The organism is Bradyrhizobium sp. CSA207 (genome assembly GCF_029051685.1).
Classification (GTDB): Bacteria; Pseudomonadota; Alphaproteobacteria; order Rhizobiales; family Xanthobacteraceae; genus Bradyrhizobium.
In genome coordinates, this window is the sequence record NZ_JAACFT010000019.1 from 64,080 (window position 1) to 83,116 (window position 19,037).

16 protein-coding genes are annotated in these 19,037 nt (G+C 64.1%); 9 read left to right on the plus strand and 7 right to left on the minus strand.

Annotated features, from left to right (window positions below; all coding sequences use genetic code 11):
- The first annotated feature begins 72 nt into the window (after window positions 1–72).
- The 3 genes from GWG65_RS21970 (at window position 73) to GWG65_RS21980 (ending at window position 2,492) form a co-directional block, all read left to right on the plus strand.
- Window positions 73–984, plus strand: coding sequence for a LytTR family DNA-binding domain-containing protein (locus GWG65_RS21970; protein WP_275197663.1), 912 nt, complete (start codon window positions 73–75; stop codon window positions 982–984).
- 339 nt (window positions 985–1,323) lie between these two features.
- Window positions 1,324–1,971: an alpha/beta hydrolase gene (locus tag GWG65_RS21975; RefSeq protein ID WP_014495555.1), complete on the plus strand. Its 648-nt coding sequence runs from the start codon at window positions 1,324–1,326 to the stop codon at window positions 1,969–1,971.
- 8 nt (window positions 1,972–1,979) lie between these two features.
- Entirely contained in the window at window positions 1,980–2,492 is a 513-nt protein-coding gene (locus GWG65_RS21980) for a DUF1697 domain-containing protein (RefSeq protein WP_275197664.1), read from the plus strand.
- A 3-nt stretch (window positions 2,493–2,495) separates the two neighbouring features.
- Here the strand turns inward: GWG65_RS21980 and GWG65_RS21985 are convergent, their stop codons facing one another.
- The 3 genes from GWG65_RS21985 to GWG65_RS21995 all read right to left on the minus strand — a co-directional run bounded on the left by GWG65_RS21985 (window position 2,496) and on the right by GWG65_RS21995 (window position 4,721).
- Window positions 2,496–2,819: a multidrug efflux SMR transporter gene (locus GWG65_RS21985; protein ID WP_275197665.1), complete on the minus strand. Its 324-nt coding sequence runs from the start codon at window positions 2,817–2,819 to the stop codon at window positions 2,496–2,498.
- A gap of 10 nt (window positions 2,820–2,829) precedes the next feature.
- Window positions 2,830–3,507 carry a glutathione S-transferase family protein gene (locus GWG65_RS21990; RefSeq protein ID WP_275197666.1) on the minus strand — a complete coding sequence of 226 codons (678 nt, stop codon included), beginning with the start codon at window positions 3,505–3,507 and terminating at the stop codon, window positions 2,830–2,832.
- Between the two features lie 110 nt (window positions 3,508–3,617).
- The gene (locus GWG65_RS21995) at window positions 3,618–4,721 is read right to left on the minus strand and encodes an anhydro-N-acetylmuramic acid kinase (protein ID WP_275197667.1); all 1,104 of its coding nucleotides are present in this window, start codon (window positions 4,719–4,721) and stop codon (window positions 3,618–3,620) included.
- A 167-nt stretch (window positions 4,722–4,888) separates the two neighbouring features.
- Here GWG65_RS21995 and tyrS point away from each other — a divergent pair, with 167 nt between their 5' ends.
- The 3 genes from tyrS (at window position 4,889) to GWG65_RS22010 (ending at window position 8,140) form a co-directional block, all read left to right on the plus strand.
- The gene (tyrS, locus tag GWG65_RS22000; RefSeq protein WP_275197668.1) at window positions 4,889–6,142 is read left to right on the plus strand and encodes a tyrosine--tRNA ligase; all 1,254 of its coding nucleotides are present in this window, start codon (window positions 4,889–4,891) and stop codon (window positions 6,140–6,142) included.
- Between the two features lie 57 nt (window positions 6,143–6,199).
- Window positions 6,200–7,483, plus strand: coding sequence for an MFS transporter (locus GWG65_RS22005; protein WP_275197669.1), 1,284 nt, complete (start codon window positions 6,200–6,202; stop codon window positions 7,481–7,483).
- Between the two features lie 219 nt (window positions 7,484–7,702).
- Window positions 7,703–8,140: a DoxX family protein gene (locus tag GWG65_RS22010; protein WP_275197670.1), complete on the plus strand. Its 438-nt coding sequence runs from the start codon at window positions 7,703–7,705 to the stop codon at window positions 8,138–8,140.
- 57 nt (window positions 8,141–8,197) lie between these two features.
- Here GWG65_RS22010 and GWG65_RS22015 read toward each other — a convergent pair whose 3' ends face one another.
- Window positions 8,198–8,407: a hypothetical protein gene (locus tag GWG65_RS22015; RefSeq protein WP_275197671.1), complete on the minus strand. Its 210-nt coding sequence runs from the start codon at window positions 8,405–8,407 to the stop codon at window positions 8,198–8,200.
- 64 nt (window positions 8,408–8,471) lie between these two features.
- On the opposite strand from GWG65_RS22015, the gene GWG65_RS22020 reads away from it, so the two are divergent.
- On the plus strand, window positions 8,472–10,166 hold the full coding sequence (locus GWG65_RS22020; RefSeq protein ID WP_275197672.1) for a methyl-accepting chemotaxis protein: 1,695 nt from the start codon (window positions 8,472–8,474) through the stop codon (window positions 10,164–10,166).
- Between the two features lie 255 nt (window positions 10,167–10,421).
- Here GWG65_RS22020 and GWG65_RS22025 read toward each other — a convergent pair whose 3' ends face one another.
- A complete protein-coding gene (locus tag GWG65_RS22025; RefSeq protein ID WP_275197673.1) occupies window positions 10,422–14,225 on the minus strand; it encodes a DUF3971 domain-containing protein in 3,804 nt (1,267 codons plus the stop codon).
- A gap of 195 nt (window positions 14,226–14,420) precedes the next feature.
- Here GWG65_RS22025 and GWG65_RS22030 point away from each other — a divergent pair, with 195 nt between their 5' ends.
- Complete coding sequence (locus tag GWG65_RS22030; protein ID WP_275197674.1) at window positions 14,421–15,110, plus strand: peroxiredoxin; 690 nt, start codon at window positions 14,421–14,423, stop codon at window positions 15,108–15,110.
- A gap of 111 nt (window positions 15,111–15,221) precedes the next feature.
- A complete protein-coding gene (locus tag GWG65_RS22035; RefSeq protein ID WP_275197675.1) occupies window positions 15,222–16,589 on the plus strand; it encodes a peptidoglycan DD-metalloendopeptidase family protein in 1,368 nt (455 codons plus the stop codon).
- Window positions 16,590–16,669: 80 nt separating this feature from the next.
- On the opposite strand, the gene GWG65_RS22040 is transcribed toward GWG65_RS22035, so the two are convergent.
- Together GWG65_RS22040 and GWG65_RS22045 are read right to left on the minus strand one after the other, a co-directional pair.
- Complete coding sequence (locus GWG65_RS22040) at window positions 16,670–17,905, minus strand: ABC transporter substrate-binding protein (RefSeq protein WP_275197676.1); 1,236 nt, start codon at window positions 17,903–17,905, stop codon at window positions 16,670–16,672.
- Between the two features lie 109 nt (window positions 17,906–18,014).
- Window positions 18,015–18,926, minus strand: a complete 912-nt coding sequence (locus tag GWG65_RS22045; protein WP_275197677.1) for a DMT family transporter — start codon at window positions 18,924–18,926, stop codon at window positions 18,015–18,017.
- Window positions 18,927–19,037: the final 111 nt, after the last annotated feature.

Below are 19,037 nucleotides of genomic sequence, written 5' to 3' on the forward strand. Positions count from 1 at the left end.
GACACTGAAAATGCCTCACAAACCGAGCGCGTCGAGCCGGTTTGGGATCAGGACCAGGAGCCAAGGGATGAAGTGCCGCGCGCGGGGACGAGCGGCGGGGCTTCGGGGACCAGCGGCAGCGACTGGACGATGTTTGTCGCGATCGCCGCGGTCTCGCTCGCGATCGGAATCGTGAATGCACTCTCCGGAGCGCAGGATGCCGCCTGGCGCGGCGACAGTTCCGACATCGGCCGGCGGCTTTTCTGGGAGCTCTCGAGCATCGCCGTCATCCTGCTGCTGGTGCCGATCCTCATGCTCGCCGTGCGGCGCATGCGCCGCGCCTCGGGCCTCATGCGGGTCGGGATCGGCGCCGCCGCCCTGCTCGGCTTCTCGGCCCTCCACATCACCGGCATGGTCTGGATCCGGAAGCTCGCGCTCTGGCTTGCCGGAAGCGCCTACGATTTCCATTTCTCGCTTGCGACCACCCTGTACGAATTTCGCAAGGACAGCGTGGCCGTTTTCCTGATTGGCAGCACGCTCTGGCTGCTCGAAAGCCGGCGCGAGCTGAAAAGGGCTGCAACGGCCATCCCGCCTGCGCCAGCCGGCCCGCAACAATCCCTGCGTCCCGATCTGATCTGGCTCAGAGACGGCACGAGCCGCATTCGCGTCGCGCCCCGCGATATCCTGTGGGTCGCCTCCGCCGGCAACTATATCGAATACAGTCTCGCTGACGGTACCCAGCACCTGATCCGCGGCACGCTCGCGATGGCCGAGACCGAGTTGTCGCGCCTCGGCATCGTTCGCGTCCACCGCACAAAGCTTGCCAATCTCGACCGGGTGAGCAGCGTCGACCTCAAGCCATCGGGGGATTTCGAGCTCACCTTCGATAACGGGCAGACGCTTGGGGGCAGCCGCCGCTACCGGCCGGCAGTCGCCTCGCTTGGGGCCGCGCGGCATCCGCGTGAGTCGCCCGGGGATCGTCCGACGGACGATAAACCCACGTGATTCCAATTACTTGACCGAATCACATGAACTCAACGGCGGCCTTCACCGTTGCTCCTGATCCGCATGACAGCGGCAGGAGCACGCGCGCCGCGCCGCTCATGACATCGCCACGACCAGCTAAGTTCTTGAGGTCATTGAGAGATGCCGAAGATGCTTGCTTTTTGACCCACGCCTCATGTTAGAACGCGCGCGTCAGTTCACCGCGCGCCGCTCGCGCATCATCCGAGGGCGCCGCTCCACCCTTCCATTCGCGGTTTAGTCGGCACATCTGCCGATGAAATCCGCACAATCGATTGGTTGCTGAGGACCGTCTTCAAGGAATCAATCAAGAGATCATCCATGCCCGAAGTCATTTTCACCGGCCCTGCTGGCCGTCTCGAAGGCCGCTACCATCCGGCCAAGCAGAAGAACGCGCCCATCGCGATGATCCTGCATCCGCACCCGCAGTTCCACGGCACGATGAACCATCAGATCGTGTACCAGTGCTACTACGCCTTCGCGCATCGCGGTTTCTCCGTGCTCCGTTTCAACTTCCGTGGCGTCGGCCGCAGCCAGGGCTCGTTCGACCATGGCACCGGTGAATTGTCGGATGCCGCTGCCGCGCTCGACTGGGCACAGACCATCAATCCCGAAGCGCGCGCCTGCTGGGTCGCCGGCTTCTCCTTCGGCGCCTGGATCGGCATGCAGCTGCTGATGCGCCGCCCCGAGGTCGAGGGCTTCATTTCGATCGCGCCGCCAGCCAACCTCTACGACTTCTCGTTCCTTGCGCCCTGCCCGTCCTCCGGACTGATTGTGCATGGCGAGAAGGATGCGGTAGTGCCGCCCAAGGACGTCAACACGCTGGTCGAGAAGCTGAAGACACAGAAGGGCATCGTAATCGACCAGCAGGTCATCCCCGGCGCCAATCACTTCTTCGACGCCAAGCTCGAGCCGTTGATGGAAACCATCACCGCCTATCTCGACATGCGGCTCGCCAACGTGCGCTGAGGCCGCTCATGGGCGCGTTCGTAGCCTTGCTGCGTGCCGTCAATGTCGGCGGCACCGGCAAGCTGCCGATGGGCGAGCTCAAGGCGATGTGCGAGGAGCTCGGCTTCGCCGCCGTGCGTACCTACATCGCCAGCGGCAATGTTGTCTTCACCAGCCGCAAGTCCGAAGCAGCAATTAAAACAGCGCTCGAAAAGCGCCTGCACACCTATGCCGGCGCGCCGCTCGGCGTGCTCGTACGCAGCGCAGCCGAAATGGCACAAATCTTGGCCGAAAATCCTTTTCCGAAGGCTGCGCCCAACCGCACCGTCGCGATCTTTCTCGACACTGCGCCGCCTGCAGACGCGTTGGCCGGCATCCGCGGTCAGAACAACGAGGAGGTCCGCCTCGGCCGCCGCGAGATCTACGTGCACTATGGCGACGGCATTGGGAGGTCGAAGCTGGTCATACCCGCCGCCAAGACCGGCACGGCGCGCAACATGAACACGATCGCAACACTGGCGAAGATGGCGGCCGAGCTCTGAGCCCTAGGCCAGCTTGAGCGCGACGATCCCCATCAATACGAGCGCGATGCCTGCAATCTTCGTCGCGCTTAGCGCCTCGCCGAACAGCACGACGCCCATCACGAAGGTGCCGGCGGCGCCGATGCCGGTCCAGACCGAATAGGCGACGCCGACCTCGAGCACCTTTAGCGCCCGCCCGAGCAGGAAGACAAAAGCGGCAAGCAGCATGAGCGAAGTGATGCTCCAGCCGGGCCGCGTATAACCTTCCGCATATTTCATCGAGATCGCCCAGCCGACGTCGAGGATGCCTGCGACGAGCAGCATGAACCACGCCACAGCCGGCGACATCGGCGTACGTTCAGGCCGCGAGTTTCAACAAGTGCGCATCGTGACGCGCCAGGAACGCGCGCAGCAATTGCGGATAGTCTGCGCCGACGGCGTTGCGCACGCTCGGACGCTTCGCAAGCTCGGCTCGCCACGCCTGCACCTTCGGCAGATCCCTGAAGATGCCGAGCTCGGTCAGTTCATCGAACACGTCGAAATATCGGAAGATCGGCGCAAACACGGCGTCGACCAGGCTGAACGCATCGCCGGCGAAGAATGGGCCTGCGCTGAGCGCGGCCTCGACACGCGCGAATTTTGCCGCCACGGCTTGGCGTTTGCTCTCAAAGATCGCCGGATCGGTTGTGGTCTCCAGCCCCCAGAGGTCACCGAGGGTCGCCGAGCCAAACTCCATCCACGCACGATGTTCGGCGCGCGTCAGCGCGTCCACCGGATGCAACGCGACGCCTCCTTGCGTGTCCTCGATGTACTCGCAGATCACATTGCTCTCGAACAAGGCGACCTCACCCTTGTCCGTCGCAACCACCAGCGCCGGCACCTTGCCAAGCGGCGAGAGCTTGAGGAACCAACCCGGCTTATTGGCCAGATCGATGTCGACCCGCTCGAACGGCACCCCCTTCTCGTTGAGTGCGATCACCGCGCGCTGGACGTACGGGCAAAGCTTGTGGCTGATCAGTTTGAGCGAGGCGGTCATGGCAACGATCCCGGCGGTTGGAGACAACTGCGCCAAGATAGATGCATTTGCATGTACTTGTCAAGTTCAATGCACTTGCATCAACCGGCATTCATCTCAAGGCTTGGACCTCAGGGCCGCGCCATCACCCCACCGGTCATCGGCATCGGCACGCCCGTGGTGGCCGGATAAGACAGCGGCAGACCCTTCAGGCCGCGGGCGGCGAGAAAGCCGAAAGCCTGCGCCTCGATCGCATCGGAGGCCCAGCCGAGCAATTCGGCGGCCTCCACGGTCGCCGAGCCCACCTGCTCACGCAGCATGCGCAGCATGGTGAGGTTGCGCGCGCCGCCGCCGCAGACGATCCAGCTTCGCGGCCGCCGCGGCAGCAGCGGGATGATGCGGGCGATCGCGGCTGCGGTGAACGCGGTGAGCGTCGCGGCGCCGTCGGCCGGCTGCACTTCGCCAAGCCTGAGCGCGGCAAAATCGTTGCGGTCGAGCGATTTCGGTGGCGGCGCTGCGAAGAACGGCAGCCCCAGTGCCCGCGCGATCCAGGCTTCGTCGACCTTGCCGAGCGCTGCGAATTTACCTTCCGCGTCGAACGGTTGGTTCATGGTGCGGTACATGAAATCGTCGAGCAGCGCGTTGCCGGGCCCGGTATCGCAGGCGATCAGCGTGTCGTTGCCGTCGATATAGGTGATGTTGGAGACGCCGCCGATATTGACCACCACGATCGGCCCTTCGCGCTCCAGCGAATGGACCAGCGCCCGGTGGTAAACCGGCACGAACGGCGCGCCCTGACCGCCCGCCTCGACGTCGGCGGCGCGGAAATCGTGCATCACGGGGATATGGATCGCCTTCGCAAGCGCCGGCGCATCGCCGATCTGCACGGTCAGCCGCCGCTCGGGGCGGTGCAGCACGGTCTGGCCGTGAAAGCCGACGATGTCGATGTCCTCCGGCTTCATCCGGTGCTGGGCAACGAACGCGGCCACCGCCTCCGCATGCGCCAGCGTCACCGCGCGCTCGGCCTCGGCCAGAATTCCCGGCCGGGCATCGCGCTGCGGCAGGTTCACGGCCTCGCCAAGCGCCTGGCGCAGGAGATTGCGCTCGGCCGGGCTGTAGGGCCTGTAGCCGGTCGGCCCGAACGCCTTCACCTGCTTTCCGTCGGTTTCGATCAGCGCGACGTCCACCCCGTCAAGCGAGGTGCCGCTCATCAAACCGAGTGCCGTCAACATCATCTTGGGTCAGCGTCCTCAATAGACCGCTCTGGCATGCCGATCTTGTGCCAGAGGGACACATCTTATAATGCCACAGCGCCAAGTGGCGGGCTGCAATCAGGTTCCGATGTAAGACCCTTAAATTGCTCCCAAAACAGTAAACCAAGAATTGTCAGGCTGGCCGACAAATGACTGCATTCAAATCGGATTTCCTCAATACCCTCAGGGAACGTGGATTCATCCACCAGTGCTCCGATTTCGAGGGGCTGGATGCGCTTGCCGCCAAGGGCGAGGCGACCGCCTATGTCGGCTACGATTGCACCGCTCCCTCGCTGCATATCGGCAACTATCTGACCATGATGCTGCTGCACTGGCTCCAGCAGTCCGGCAACAAGCCGATTACGCTGATGGGCGGCGGTACCACCATGGTCGGCGATCCCTCCGGCAAGGACGAGACGCGCGCGATCCGCACCGTCGCCGAGATCGAGGCGAACAAGGCCTCGATCCGCGGCGTGTTCACCAAGGTGCTGCGCTATGGCGATGGCAAGAGCGACGCCATCATGCTCGACAATGCCGAATGGCTGACCAAACTCAACTATATCGAGATGCTGCGCGACGTCGGCCGGCACTTCTCGGTCAACCGAATGCTCACCATGGACTCCGTGCGGCTGCGCCTCGAGCGCGAGCAGGAGATGAGCTTCATCGAGTTCAACTACATGGTCTGCCAGGCCTACGACTTCGTCGAGCTTGCGAGGCGCACCGGCTGCCAGTTGCAGATGGGCGGCTCGGACCAGTGGGGCAACATCATCATGGGCGTCGATCTCGGCCGCCGCATGGGCACCCACCAACTGTTCGCGCTGACGACGCCGCTACTCACGACCGCCTCCGGCGCCAAGATGGGCAAGACCGCGCAGGGCGCGGTCTGGCTCAACGCCGATCAGTTCTCGCCGTATGATTTCTGGCAGTACTGGCGCAACACCGAGGATGCCGACGTCGGCAAATTCCTGAAACTGTTCACGACACTGCCGATGAGCGAGATCAGGAAGCTCGAGGCGCTCGCGGGCTCGGAGATCAACGAGGCCAAGAAGGTGCTCGCCACCGAGGCGACCGCGCTGCTGCACGGCCGCGACGCCGCCAATGAAGCGGCCGAAACCGCGCGCCGCACGTTCGAGGAAGGCTCCCTCGCCCAGAGCCTGCCGACCGTCGAAATTCCGCGCGGCGAGCTGGACGCCGGCGTCGGCGTGCTCAACGCCTTCGTCAGAGCGGGCCTCGTCGCCTCCAACGGCGAGGCGCGACGCCAGATCAAGGGCGGCGGTCTGCGCGTCAACGACGACTCCGTCGCCGACGAGAAGATGACCCTGACGCCGGCAAGCCTCACGCCGGAAGGCGTGATCAAGCTGTCGTTCGGCAGGAAGAAGCACGTCCTGCTCAAGCCTGCATAGGCGTATGAGCTTTTCGCTGCTTGTCAGGGTGCGCCGAAGCGCGCTCCCTGATCGGCAATGAACCAGAACACGCTCAGGGAAACGGCCAGGGAAACGGCCAAGAAAACGAGCGAGGAGCGCGCGGCTGCGACGCCGCAAGGAGCGGTGCGCACCGCGCTCGTGGTGCTCGCGCTCTGCTTCACGCTGGCCGTGCTCGGCCGCGGCCTCAGCGAGAGCTTCACCGTCTTCCTGAAACCGATCTCGGAAAATTTCGGCTGGGATCGCGCCCAGATCGTCTCGATCTATTCGCTGACGTGGCTCGTCAGCGGACTGACCGCGCCGCTGGTCGGACGCCTGTTCGACCATTCCGGTCCGCGCATCGTCTATGCGCTCGGCCTCCTGCTGCTCGGCTCGGCCTTCCTGATTGCAGGCCGCGCGCAGTCGCTCTGGCAATTCCAGCTCTCGATCGGATTGTGCGTCGGCATCGGCGTCGCCTTCATCGGCAACGTGCCGAACTCGATCCTGCTTGGCCGCTGGTTCGGGCCACGGCTGCCGACCGCGATGGCGGTGGTCTATTCGGCGATGGGCGGCGGCGTGCTGGCGCTGCTGCCGGCCTCGCAGCTCCTGATCGACCATCTCGGCTGGCGCGAGACCTACCAGCTGTTCGGCTTCGCTGCGCTAAGCCTGCTGGTGCCACTCATGCTCCTGCCATGGCGGCTGTTCGCCTCGGGCTCGCCGCATGTCGCGAAGAAGACCGATCCGGATTTCGTCGATCACGGCTGGACGCTTCCAAGCGCGATGCGCCACCACGCCTTCTGGGCGCTGTTCTCGACTTTCTTTTTCACCGCCGTCGGCATGTATGCGATCGCCGCGCAGATCGTGGCCTATCTGATCGATGCCGGCTTTCCGCCGCTCCAGGCCGCAACTGCCTGGGGCTTTTCCGGCGTGGTGCTGGTGTTCGGCATGCTCGGCGTCTCCGCGCTCGACGGTCTGATCGGGCGCCGGCCATCCGTGCTGCTGAGCTACGCGATCTCGATCGTCGGCATCTTCCTGCTCTGGCTGTTGCAATACTCCACCAATCTCGTCCTGCTCACCGGCTTCGTCGTCTGCTTCGGCAGCATGATGGGCTCACGCGGCCCGCTGATCACGGCGACTGCGATGAAGATCTTTGGGGGCAAGCGCGTCGGGACTATCTACGGCACCATCTCGATCGGCAGCGGACTTGGCTCGGCGTTCGGCTCATGGAGCGGCGGCCTGATCCACGACGCGACTCATGGATACAACGCGCTGCTCATTTTCGCGCTTGCGAATGTGGTGCTCGGGATGATCCCGTTCCTGGTCGTGCCCGCCTTGCGGCGCTAGGTTTCCCAGAGGTAACCTTCACGCACACGCGTTACCGGAAAAATACCGACTGAGGCGACGCGGAACTCACGCAAAAATTGGGATTCCGTTGGGCTGAAATCCCAGCCTGCGGTGTTTTGTCTGACATGACGAAAATGTCAGTCCGAATCGAGCTTGAGCGGCTTGCGGGGTGGAACCGAATGCGGTCCAAGTCGCTGCATTGGATGGAGGCACAAACCAATGAACTTTACCTTTCTCTCTCGCTACGAACCGGTTCTCCTGAGCCTGTTTCGCTTCGTCACCGGCCTGTTGCTGTTCCAGTACGGCGTGGCCAAGCTGTTCAAGTTTCCGGCGCTTCCCTACTTCGCCGACATCCCGCCGCTGATCTACGCGGCCGGCACGCTCGAGCTGGTGCTAGGCGCGACGCTGATGCTCGGCCTGTTCACCCGGCTCTCGGCTTTCATCCTGTCGGGCGAAATGGCCTTCGCCTACTTCATGGGCCACATGTTCAAGAGCGGCTCGCCGGTGTTCCTGCCGCTGCTCAATGGCGGCACCGCCGCGATCGTGTTCTGCTTCGCCTGCCTCTATCTCTCGGCGGCCGGCGGCGGCTCGGTTAGCGTCGATGCGCTGACGGGCAAGGAAACTGACGCGGCGGGCGACGCCTACGCACGGCGCTGACGCGAGGGCAATTAACCCGCGAATCGTAATGGCACCGGCAGCTTTGCCGGTGCCGGCTCAGCGCGTCCCCAGCACATTCCAGATGATGGCCAGCACTGCGACGAGCAGCACGGACATGATGATGCGATGAACGAATCGGTTCATTGCCGCTCCGGCCAGGCTGGGTAGCCACACAAATCCAAGATCATTCTGCTCCGATGCATGACTGGGCGCAGGCCGGCACACGGCCTTTGCCTGCACGCGCGGCAGCACGCCGCACGCGTCCATTCATGATTGGTAAGAACTTCATGCTACCGACGCGGGTAATAACAACCGTATCGTCGAGGCCGTGATGCAGCTGCTGAGTCATCTGAAGATCCGCACCAAGCTCGCCAGCATGGTCTGTCTCGCGGCACTTACGATTACCGCCATCATCGGGGTGTCGTCCGTTCTCAGCAAGAGCCGCATGCTGGAGGACCGCGCCGAGCAGATGCGGACCGCGGTCGATATGCTCTACAACCTCGCCCAATCGCTTGAAGAGGATGTCGGCGCCGGCAAGCTGACCCAGGCTGAAGCGAAGGTCCAGTTCCATCTGCGTGGCCGCCGCATGAGCTTCAATGGCGGCCAAGGCTATCCCGTGGTCTACAACGCCGATACCTCGATCCTGGTCAACGCCGCGAACCAGCAGCTCGAAGGCAAGACCACGGGCGCGAAGGACTCCAACGGCATCCTCATTGCCGATGCGATCATAAGGGCCGGCAACCAAGCCCCGCAGGGAGGCGTAACCTCCTATCTCTATCCCCGCCCCGGCCAAACCGAGCCGGTCCGCAAGACCGTTTTCGCGCGCAAATTCGCGCCCTGGAACGCGACGATCAGCTACGGCCTCTATGTCGACGACATCGACACAGACGTGCGGGCCTTGACGCTGGAGCTCGGCGCGATCGGCATCGGCCTGATGCTGCTGATGGCCGCCCTGTCCTGGCTGATCGCCCGCGACGTGCTCGGCGCGCTCGACCGCCAGAAGAACCGCATGCAGGAGATTTCCGAAGGCGCCATCGACAAGCCGGTCGAGGAGACCGGCCGCGGCGACGAGATCGGCCGCATGGCCGAGACGCTCGAAGTGCTGCGGCAGACCGCTTTGACTGCGCGTAACCTGGAGGCCGAGCAGGTCGCCATCAAGACACGCAGCGAGCAGGACAAACGCGACGCCCTGATCGCGCTGGCCGACCGCTTCGATGCCTCCGTCGGCCAGCTCGTCGGTCTGATGGCCTCGGGCTCCGGCGAGCTGGAGACCACCGCCAAGTCGATGTCGTCAACCGCCGAGGGCACCAACCGCCGCGCCGCCGTGGTCGGCTCGGCCGCCACCGAGGCCAGCCAGCGGGTCCAGACCGTGGCGGCCGCTGCCGAGGAGCTCTCCTCCTCCATCACCGAGATCAGCCGCCAGGTGGCGCAGTCGGCCGAAGTCACCGGCCGCGCGGTAGACAGCGCACGCCGCACCGACACCATCGTGCGCGCGCTGTCCGACGGCGCCCAGCAGATCGAGCATGTCGCCGAGCTGATCTCGAGCATTGCCGCGCAGACCAATTTGCTTGCGCTCAACGCCACTATCGAGGCGGCACGCGCCGGCGAAGCCGGCCGCGGCTTTGCCGTGGTGGCCTCCGAGGTGAAGTCGCTCGCCAGCCAGACCGCGGAAGCCACCCGCGAGATCGGCGACAAGATCGCCCAGATCCAGGGCGCGACCAAGGAAGCGGTCGACGCCATCGGCGGCATCACCGCAACGATCGAAGAAGTCAGCCGGATCGCGACCTCGATCGGCGCCGCGATTGAGGAGCAAGGCGCCGCCACCGCCGAGATCGCCCGCAGCGTCTCCCAGACCGCCGAAGCAACCAGGGAAGTCACCACCAATATCGGCGTCGTCAGCACCGCGGCGAACGAGACCGGCAACGCCGCCGGCATGGTGCTCGCGGCGGCCTCAAGCCTCTCCAAGCAGGCCGAGCAGCTCTCCGGCGAAGTCGGCACCTTCTTGGCCGGCGTGCGCGCTGCGTAGGCAGCGCAATGGCTGCCTATCTATCTCTACGCAGGGTGTGGGGCCGTCGCACACCCGCAAGGTTGCGGGCGCGCGCTCGGCCTTATGGTTCGAGACGCCCGCTTAGGGCGATCACCATGAGGGTCTAAGATTTCCGCCGCAGTACAAGACCTCATCCTGAGGAGCCCGCCCCAAGCGGGCGTCTCGAAGGATGGCCGCAAGCAAACCGCCAGCCATCTTCGTTTTCGAATGAGTCTCAGGTGGGAGCGCTTCGCGCTATCGCCGCGCGAGGGTGCAGCCGCTCGATAGTTGCCGCGTCGATCCGGTCGAGCCGTCGCTCGACTGCGAGGGGAATTCTTCGAATGGCGAGTTCTGCTTGCCGGTGTTGAACTCGAAGATCTTGCGGAACAGGCCCGGCGCCATCGCCGAGATCGGGTTGACGCGCATCACCGGCGCGGCGGGCGTGCCGACGACCTCATAGGTCACGCCGATCAATCCCTCATTGTTGCCACCGCCGAGGAAGATGCCGAACAGCGGGATCTGGCCGAAGATGTTGTTGACGCCATACATCGGCACGAAGGTACCGCTCATGCACACCTGATTGCCGGGATAGTCGATCGAGCCCTCGATGGTGCCGCCGATCATCGGCCCCTTGATGACGCCGTCGCGGATCGTGAGCGCGCCGTTCTGCCGCGTGAACTCGGCGCGCAGCGCCGTAAAGGACACGCCACTCTGCGCGCCGTTGGGACCGCCCGCCGCAACACGATCGAGCTGATCCATTCCCTTGACCGTGAAATCGCGCACATTGATCAAGCCTTCCCTGGACACAGGCTCTGACGTCGGCGGTTCCATCGCCACCACCAGCTGGCCGCCAAAGACCTTGTTGGTGGTATCGGTGAAGCGCAGCAGCGCGCCGGCATCGTTGGTCTGGAGATAGATCACCTCGCGTGCGCCCTGCGCACGGCCACCGCGCAGGTCGGCCGCCACTGGCGTGTTGCCGCCGATCTTGCCGCTCAGCGTGAAGGCCTTGATGGCGCCGTTGCGCTTGGACATCTTGGCATCGACGCTGCGCATCGCTTCGCCGTTGAAGCCGGCGACCGCGCCGAGCTTCACGTCGATGTCGAAATCGACGTTCTTCAGCTTGCTCTTGCCGTCGTCCTTGGAATTGCCCGAGATCGCCGACTTCAGGAAGCCGCGGCCGTCGAACACGTCGCCGCGCATGGTGCCCCTGACCACGCCATCCTGACCGCGCTCCACCTTCAACGAGGCCTTGTCGCCGTCCGACGGCGAGTAGGTCGGGAAGTTCGCGTTCATGAGGTCGCCATTGGGGTCAACCTCGAGCGAGCCCTTGATCGAGGCACCGCCGCCTTCGATCACGATGTCCTCGAAACGCGTCGACTGCGCCGTCGGCACCACCTTGAAGCTGGCCTTGCCTGATTTGCCCGGCAGCTTGACCCAGCCGGGCAAGATGTTGTCGAGCTTGACCGAGGTCAGGTCGGCCTCGACGCCGAGCTTGGTGGTCTGGTCGGCGCCGCCGGCGATTTTGCCCGAGAGCTTGATCGGCAACGAGCCGCTGACGGCAGGGCTCAGGTCGAACCCGAGGCGCGCGCGGCTGGCGTCGTCCAGCGTCGCCTGCAATCTGACATCCGCATCGCCCTCGGTCGGCTTGCGATAGTCGAGCGAGGCTGCCTGCCCGTTGATCTTGACGTCGCCCTTGACCTGATAGCCCTGGTTGTTGGCGACGATCTTGAGTGTGTTGGCTTCCAGCTTCTGGTTCATCACCAGCTTGTCGGCGGCAAAGCCGTTGAGCTCGGCGCTGACGGTGTAGCTGGTGTCGGCCTTGGTCAGTTCGCCCTTGACCGGCAGGCCGAGCTGGATGTTCGCCGAGAACGTCCCCTTGCTGGTGTTGGGATCGACGAAGGTCGCCGACAGATCGCTCAGGCGATCATTGGACAGAATTTCGGCGGCCGCCGCGACCGGTCCATCAGCGCGGAATTTGCTCCGCGACGGCGAGGGCTTTGGCGCCATGTCCGGCACCTCGAAGGTGAAATCGGAGATCGTGATCTTGCGGCCTGCGGGCGTATCGGCAATGCCCTGCCCGATATTCACGGTCGCGGTGCGCCCGGTCACATGGGCCTTCAGATCGGCGTCGTGCACCACCGGCATCCCGTCGACGGGACGGACCGCGACGCCACTCGCCACGATGTTGACTGACAGGCCGTCGTCCGGAATCGGCGGGCCCTTGCGCGGCAGGTTCTTCACCGGCGAATTGACGCCGATCTCGATGCGCTGGAGCGTGCCGCGCTCGATCCGCTCGATCACCCATTCGCGCAGCTCGGGAACTACGAGCGTCGGCCACATCCGCTTCAGTGCGGAGGCCGACATCGGCGTTCCCGCAAAGCCCAGCGTCAGCCGCGGCTCGCCGGAATAGTCGATGGCGCCGGTGCCGGCGACGCCGATCTCGCCATTGGATATATCGGCCTGCGTCAGCAGCAGCCGCTTGTGGTCGGTGTCGAAACGGAAGCCGATTGCGATGCGGTTGAAGACGAGCGGCGGCTCGTTGTCGATGCCGCCGAGGAGGATCGAGCCGCCGCTGAAGCCGAGCTGCCAGTCGTTGATGTTGCCGTTCGGCGGCTCGAGATGCGCGAGCAGCGTGACCCGGTTGGCACCCGAGAGGATCTTGAAGGGGGCAATCAGCACCCGCCGGTTCGAATCCCATTCGACATTGATCTCGGCCGAGTCGATCGCCATCGGATAGTCGGGCGTGTCGGTGTCGATGATGTTGCCGGAGCCGACCGCGATCTTGCCGCGGAAGAAGGTCGGCACGCCATCACGGCCGAGCTCGCCCTTGAGTTCGCCCGTCAGAGGCAGGTCGGCCGTATAGGTGAGGTCCTTCACCCGCAAGGCCAGGAGAATGTTGGACGTCGAGACCTTGTCGGCGCGGATGTCGACCGAGCGCACGCCGTTCTCGGTGGGACCGATCGTGGCGCGCAGCGACCACGGATGCGCTCCCTCTTCGCCGAGGCTGAGCGTCACGCCGCCGCGGCTCGGCCGGCGCAGGCTGAGACTGATGTTCTCGAAGGCCCATTTGCCGCCGCGCTGCTGATCATCGACGATCAGATTGCCGTTCTTCAGACCGATCTCGTTGAGGTTCTGGCCGTCGAGGCCGGTCATGCTCAGACTGTCGAGCCAGTCGAGGCCTTGAAGAATTCCGCTCTGCGCGGTTGTCTGTGGGGCGGCTTGGGATGCGTCCGGGCTCGCAGGCGCGGTCGCGAAAGGCGGCGGCGGAACCCCATTGCGCGGGAATGTCGGTGGCAGGCCCGCGTCCTTCTTGGACGCGACGCCGGTCGCGAGCGGCTTTGCAGTGTCCCCAGCCGAGACCGTGACGGTCCCGTCGGGCGCGATCCGAATCGCAAGCTCGGCATCGACGAGATTGAGACTTTCGGCGCGCAGGTGACCCGTCAGGAGCCCCGCACCCGACAGCTTCACCTCCGCCTTCGGCGCGCTGGCGACGATGGCGTGGTCGTGGTCACGGACGACGATGTCGCGGATGCGCACGGCGATCCGGACCCGCCCGGCCCGCTCGATCTGGGTGCCGCCGACCTCAACGGTATTGCCGTGGCCGATATTGTCCTCGATCGCCGCGGCCAGCCAGGGCGTCGCGATGTCGAGGTTGATGGGACCGGCACCGAGCCGCCACCACAGCGCCCCGAAACAGCCGACGAAGATGACGACGAGGGCACCGACGACGATGGCCAGCCGCTTGAGCCAGCGGTCAGCAGCGAGCCACCGCCGAAACGATCCAAAGCCGTCACCGAAGCGATGGATGCCCGAATTGGAACGGGACAACAGCCGGCGCGCCCGATGGCCCGCCGCCGCTTCCTGATCCGCATCCCAGTCGGCCTCCCATTCCGGCGGCTCTTGTCCGCCACCGCGCCGATCGAAATCGCGATTGTGATCCTGGGGCGACGTATTCCTTGCCATTGCCTCTCGATACAGGCGCCCGTCATAGGATTGAGCGCCGCCGGGACCGCAGCCGTCGGCGGGGATCGAAGCTCCCCCACCCGGCATTGCCGCCATACCTCGAATATTCCTGCTGTTCGTCATTTCGCCCCGGCAGCGCGTTCAACGAGCAGTGGGGTGTTGCGTGGAATTCCTTGTAACCATACTCCGGCGTCGTCAGACTTGCCCAGCCAAGGGCGCAAATCCGGCTGACCGGACGAGAGCTGCAATACCGCTTTGGTTGACCCGCCGAAAGCGACGAAAGGAAGGCGTATGTCCAAGAAATCCCGAAAGAAATCGTCCAAAACGCCCTCCGGCAGTCCGACGGCTAAAAAGAAGGCCCCGACAACGCGGGCATCGACTCAAACCCAGTCCGCGAAAACACAGCGGACGCCGGCAAGCAAATCAACCAGGACAAAAGCAAAAGCAGCATCGCATAAGGCCGCATCGAAACAGTTAAATTCTTCCGAATCGGCCTCCTCGCCCGCAGCGACGAAATCCACCCTGGCCGAAGGCCGCAAGGCTCCCGCCTTCCGCCTGCCCCGCGACGGCGGCGACGTGGTCACGCTGTCGGATTATGCCGGCCGGAAGGTCGTCCTGTTCTTCTATCCCCGCGCCGACACGCCGGGCTGCACCAGGGAAGCCATCGACTTCACCCGGCTGGCGGACGCTTTCGCCGCCGCCGGTACTGCCGTGCTCGGCATCTCCGCGGATCCGTTAAAGGCGCAGGAGAAGTTCCGTGACAAGCACAGTCTCGGTATCCCCCTCGTCTCGGACGAGAAACATGAGATGCTGGAGGCGTATGGCGCCTGGGGCGAAAAATCCATGTACGGCAAGACCTTCCTCGGGATTCTTCGCACCACGGTGCTGGTCGGCGCCGACGGCAGGGTGGCCAAGGTCTGGCGCAACGTTCGCGTCGACGGCCACGCCGACGAGGTGCTGGCGGCGGCAAGAAGTCTTTAACCAGCTCTTTAAGTTTGAGCGTTCCCATTTCCGGAAAATTAACCATGACCGGCCCAGATTGCTGCGGCAGTTAAGGCCGTACGGACTCATCCGACCGGCGCGGGAGTGCCGATGTCGAAAAGTTCTGCCCAATATTCGCAGTACCCCCAACATCATTCCCACGATCACGGACGGGCCTTCCACCGGCGTCCTGCCGCCACTGCGGTAGCCGTCGCTGCACCCCTTCCCGCGACCGACGACGCCTACACCATCGTCCATGCCGGCAAGCAGGTCCGCTTCGGACCCGTGGTGTTCTGGATCGTGGTCGGCACCGTGGTGCTGCTCGGGCTGTGGTCGGCTGCGACCGCCACCTATTTCGCCTTCCGCGACGACGTCCTGACCCGGCTGATCGCGCGGCAGGCCGAGATGCAATACGCCTACGAGGACCGCATCGCCGAGCTGCGCGCCAAGGTCGACCGCACCACCAGCCGGCAGCTGCTCGACCAGGAACAATTCGACCAGAAGCTCGACCAGATCATGAAGCGCCAGACGGCGCTGGAGTCCCGGGCCACGGCGCTTGGCGCCATGCCCGACGTGACCGGATCCATCCCCCGTTCGGCCCCGCAGCGCAGCGATTCGAGCCAGAGCCCGACGCAGGGTACGCCAAAGCCGTCGCCGATCAGCGACACCGTGATCTTCGTAGCTCCGCCCGATCGCGAAGCGCGCCTTGAATCGCGGGCTCCGACCGTCGCGGCCCCGCCGGTCAGTCAATTCGCCAAGAACCAGGGTTTCGACAACGTCCTGGTCCGCCTCCAGACCGCGCTTGATCAGGTCGAGCGTCGCCAGATGGCGGCGCTCAGCGCCGTCGAGGAAGGCATGGATTCTCGCATGCGCCGAATGCGCGGCGTCGTCAGCGATCTCGGCCTGAACCTCGCCAACCTCGAATCTGCTGTGCCGCGCACAGCCATGGGCGGCCCATTTGTACCGGTCAAGCTGACGGCCAATTCCGGGCCGTTCGAGAAGCAGCTCTATCGCATCAACGTCACCCGCGCCGAGATGGACCGGCTCAACCGCACGCTCGCGCTGGTGCCCTATCGCAAGCCCGTCATCGGCGAGGTCGAGTTCACCTCGGGCTTCGGCGTGCGCAGCGATCCCTTTCTCGGGCGGCCCGCGATGCATACCGGCCTCGATTTCCGCGCGGCCACCGGCGATCCCGTTCGCGTCACTGCCAACGGCAAGGTGGTGTCGGCCGGCTGGTCCGGCGGTTACGGCCGCATGATCGAGGTCGATCACGGCAATGGACTTGCCACCCGCTACGGCCATCTCTCCGAAATCAATGTGAAGGTCGGCGAAATCGTGAAGATCGGCCAGGTGGTGGGTCTCGTCGGCTCGACCGGACGTTCGACCGGCCCGCATTTGCACTATGAAACCCGCATCGAGGGCGAGGCAGTCGATCCGCAGAAGTTTCTGCGCGCCGGCGTGCGCCTGAGCGCGGGGTAGCTTAAGCCGCTCATCGCGCGGTTGACGCGCGCTTTTCATCCCGAGCGACTGCCGGACCTCCGATTGCAAGCACGCCCTGATTACTGGCCGCGCTCGTGGCCGACCTCGCCGGTAATGACGTCGCCGAACAGCTCCCAGGCCTGCCCGTTGAAGCGCATCAGCTGCATCTGCTCGATCGGGAAATAATCGTCGGCCGAGGTGTTCACCATGATTCCCGGCAGCATCAGATCGGTGTGGAAGTTCTTGAGGCTGGTGGCCTGCTTCATGACGTTCTCGCGCGTGAGATTGTCGCCGCACTGCTTCAACACCTGCGCCATGGCTTCGGCCTGCACGTAGCCGTAGACGTTGTTGGATTTGGCCTTGTCGCCGTCCGGATAATATTTGTCCATGAACTCACGCCATTTCACCACCGCGGGATCCTTGTCCCAGGTCGGATCGGTCGGGTCCTTCAGATAGACGGTCGAGATGATGTCCTTGGAATAGTCGAGGCCCGCAGGCTTCAGCACTGAGGCGACTGACGTCGCGGTGTTGGCCAGAAAAAACTTCGGCTTCCAGCCGAGCTCGCCGACCTTCCGGATCGCCTGCGCGGAGCCCTTCGGCGCGGCCCAGGAGAAGAAGATGTCGGCGCCGGAATCGTGCAAGGCGACAATCTGCGAGTCGATCGAGGGATCGCTGACCTCGTAGGATTTGTCGGCGATGATCATGCCGGCCTTGTCGCCGAGCCCGTCCTTCAGCCCCTTGAACTGGTCCTTGCCGGCATCGTCGTTCTGCCAGAACACCGCGATCTTGCTGTTGGGGAAATTGTCGCGAATGTATTTTGCGTAGATCCGCCCCTCGCTCTGGTAGTTCGGCTGGAATCCCATGGTCCACGGGAAATTCCTGGGGTCGCCGAACTTCGTGCCGCCGGAGGCGACGAAGAGCTGCGGCACCTTCTTGGCATTCATGTATTTCATGATCGCGGAATTGGAGGGCGTGCCGAGCGGCTGGAAGATCAACAATACCTCATCGCTCTCCACGAGCTTGCGCGCCTGCTCGATCGCCTTCGGCGGAGAATAGGCATCGTCATAGCTGATGAAGTTGATCTTGCGGCCGTTGATGCCGCCCTGGTCGTTGATCATCTTGAAGAAGGCGGCCTCGGTCTTGCCGATCACGCCATAAGACGACGCCGGCCCGCTATAGGGCATGATGTTGCCGATCTTGATTTCGGTGTCGCTCGCTCCGGGGTCGTATTGCTTCTGCGCCGAGGCCGGTGTCATGGCCAACATACCGGCAGCAAGCATGGCGAGGGCAGCAAGGTTTTCGCGACGACCCGGCATCGTTCTCTCCCGGATATTTTGTAGTTCTTGTTTTGAGGGAGTGTCGCAAGCAGGCTTGCCGCTGGCAAGCGTCTGGATTTTCCGCGACGTGAAACGGCAGGTCCGGAACCTATGCGATGCGACGCGGCAGCCTCAATATACGCCCATCGATCACGAGCAAGGCGCTGCCGATGACGATTGCGCCTGTGATCTCACGCATCGTGATCGGCTCACCGAGCACCAACCAACCCAAAAGAATGGCAGTGACGGGAATGAGGAGTGTCACCAGCATGACATTGGTCGCGCCCGAGCGCTGCAGGATCTGAAAGAAGACGATGTAGGCGAGCGCGGTCGACAGGCCGGCAAGGCCGAGCACCGCGAGCCAGGTCGTCGGGCCGGGCATCGGCAGATGCCATGGCTGCTCCATCGCAGCGGCGACGATAGCCATCATGAGTGTCGATGCCATCAGTTGAAACGTTGCCGTGCCCAATGGGGCTGCGCCCTTCAGCAATCGCCGCGCCGCCAGCGCTGCGAAGCCATAGCTAAGCGCCCCGCCGAGACAGAGCAGAATGCCGAGCCCCTGCCCCGTCCGCGTCTCCACGCCCCATCCTCTTAGAATGATCACGCCAACCAGCCCCAGCGCCACGCCGGCCAGGCGCCGCATCTGCAACGCCTCCTCTCCCGCCGCCGCCATCACGATCACCGTGAACAGTGGCGTGGTGGCATTCAGGATCGACGCCAATCCGCTCGGGATAAAAGTCTGCCCCATCACGATCAGCGAAAACGGAATCACATTGTTGAGCAATCCAATCGCGAAGAATGGTCTCCAGCCGATCAGGCCCTTGGGAAAGCTGATGCCCCGGATACGGAGCAGCGGCAGCAGAATGGCCGCGCCAAGCGCGACGCGCAGAAACACCAGCGTCAGCGGCGGCAATTCCCGTAAGCCCGCGCCGTTGAAGAAGAACGAGCCGCCCCAGAGGATCGAGAGCACCACGAGCAGCGACCAGTCTTGCGCGTCGATCCGGTTGTCGTTCGGGGGCATGGCGTCCAAATTCCGGTCAGGCCCTACCGCCTAGGTAAGTTCGGCAGGAGACGCCACCCGATTTCCGATGAGTCTTTTGGGATCTCGCACTCGGACATATCAAGCGACAGA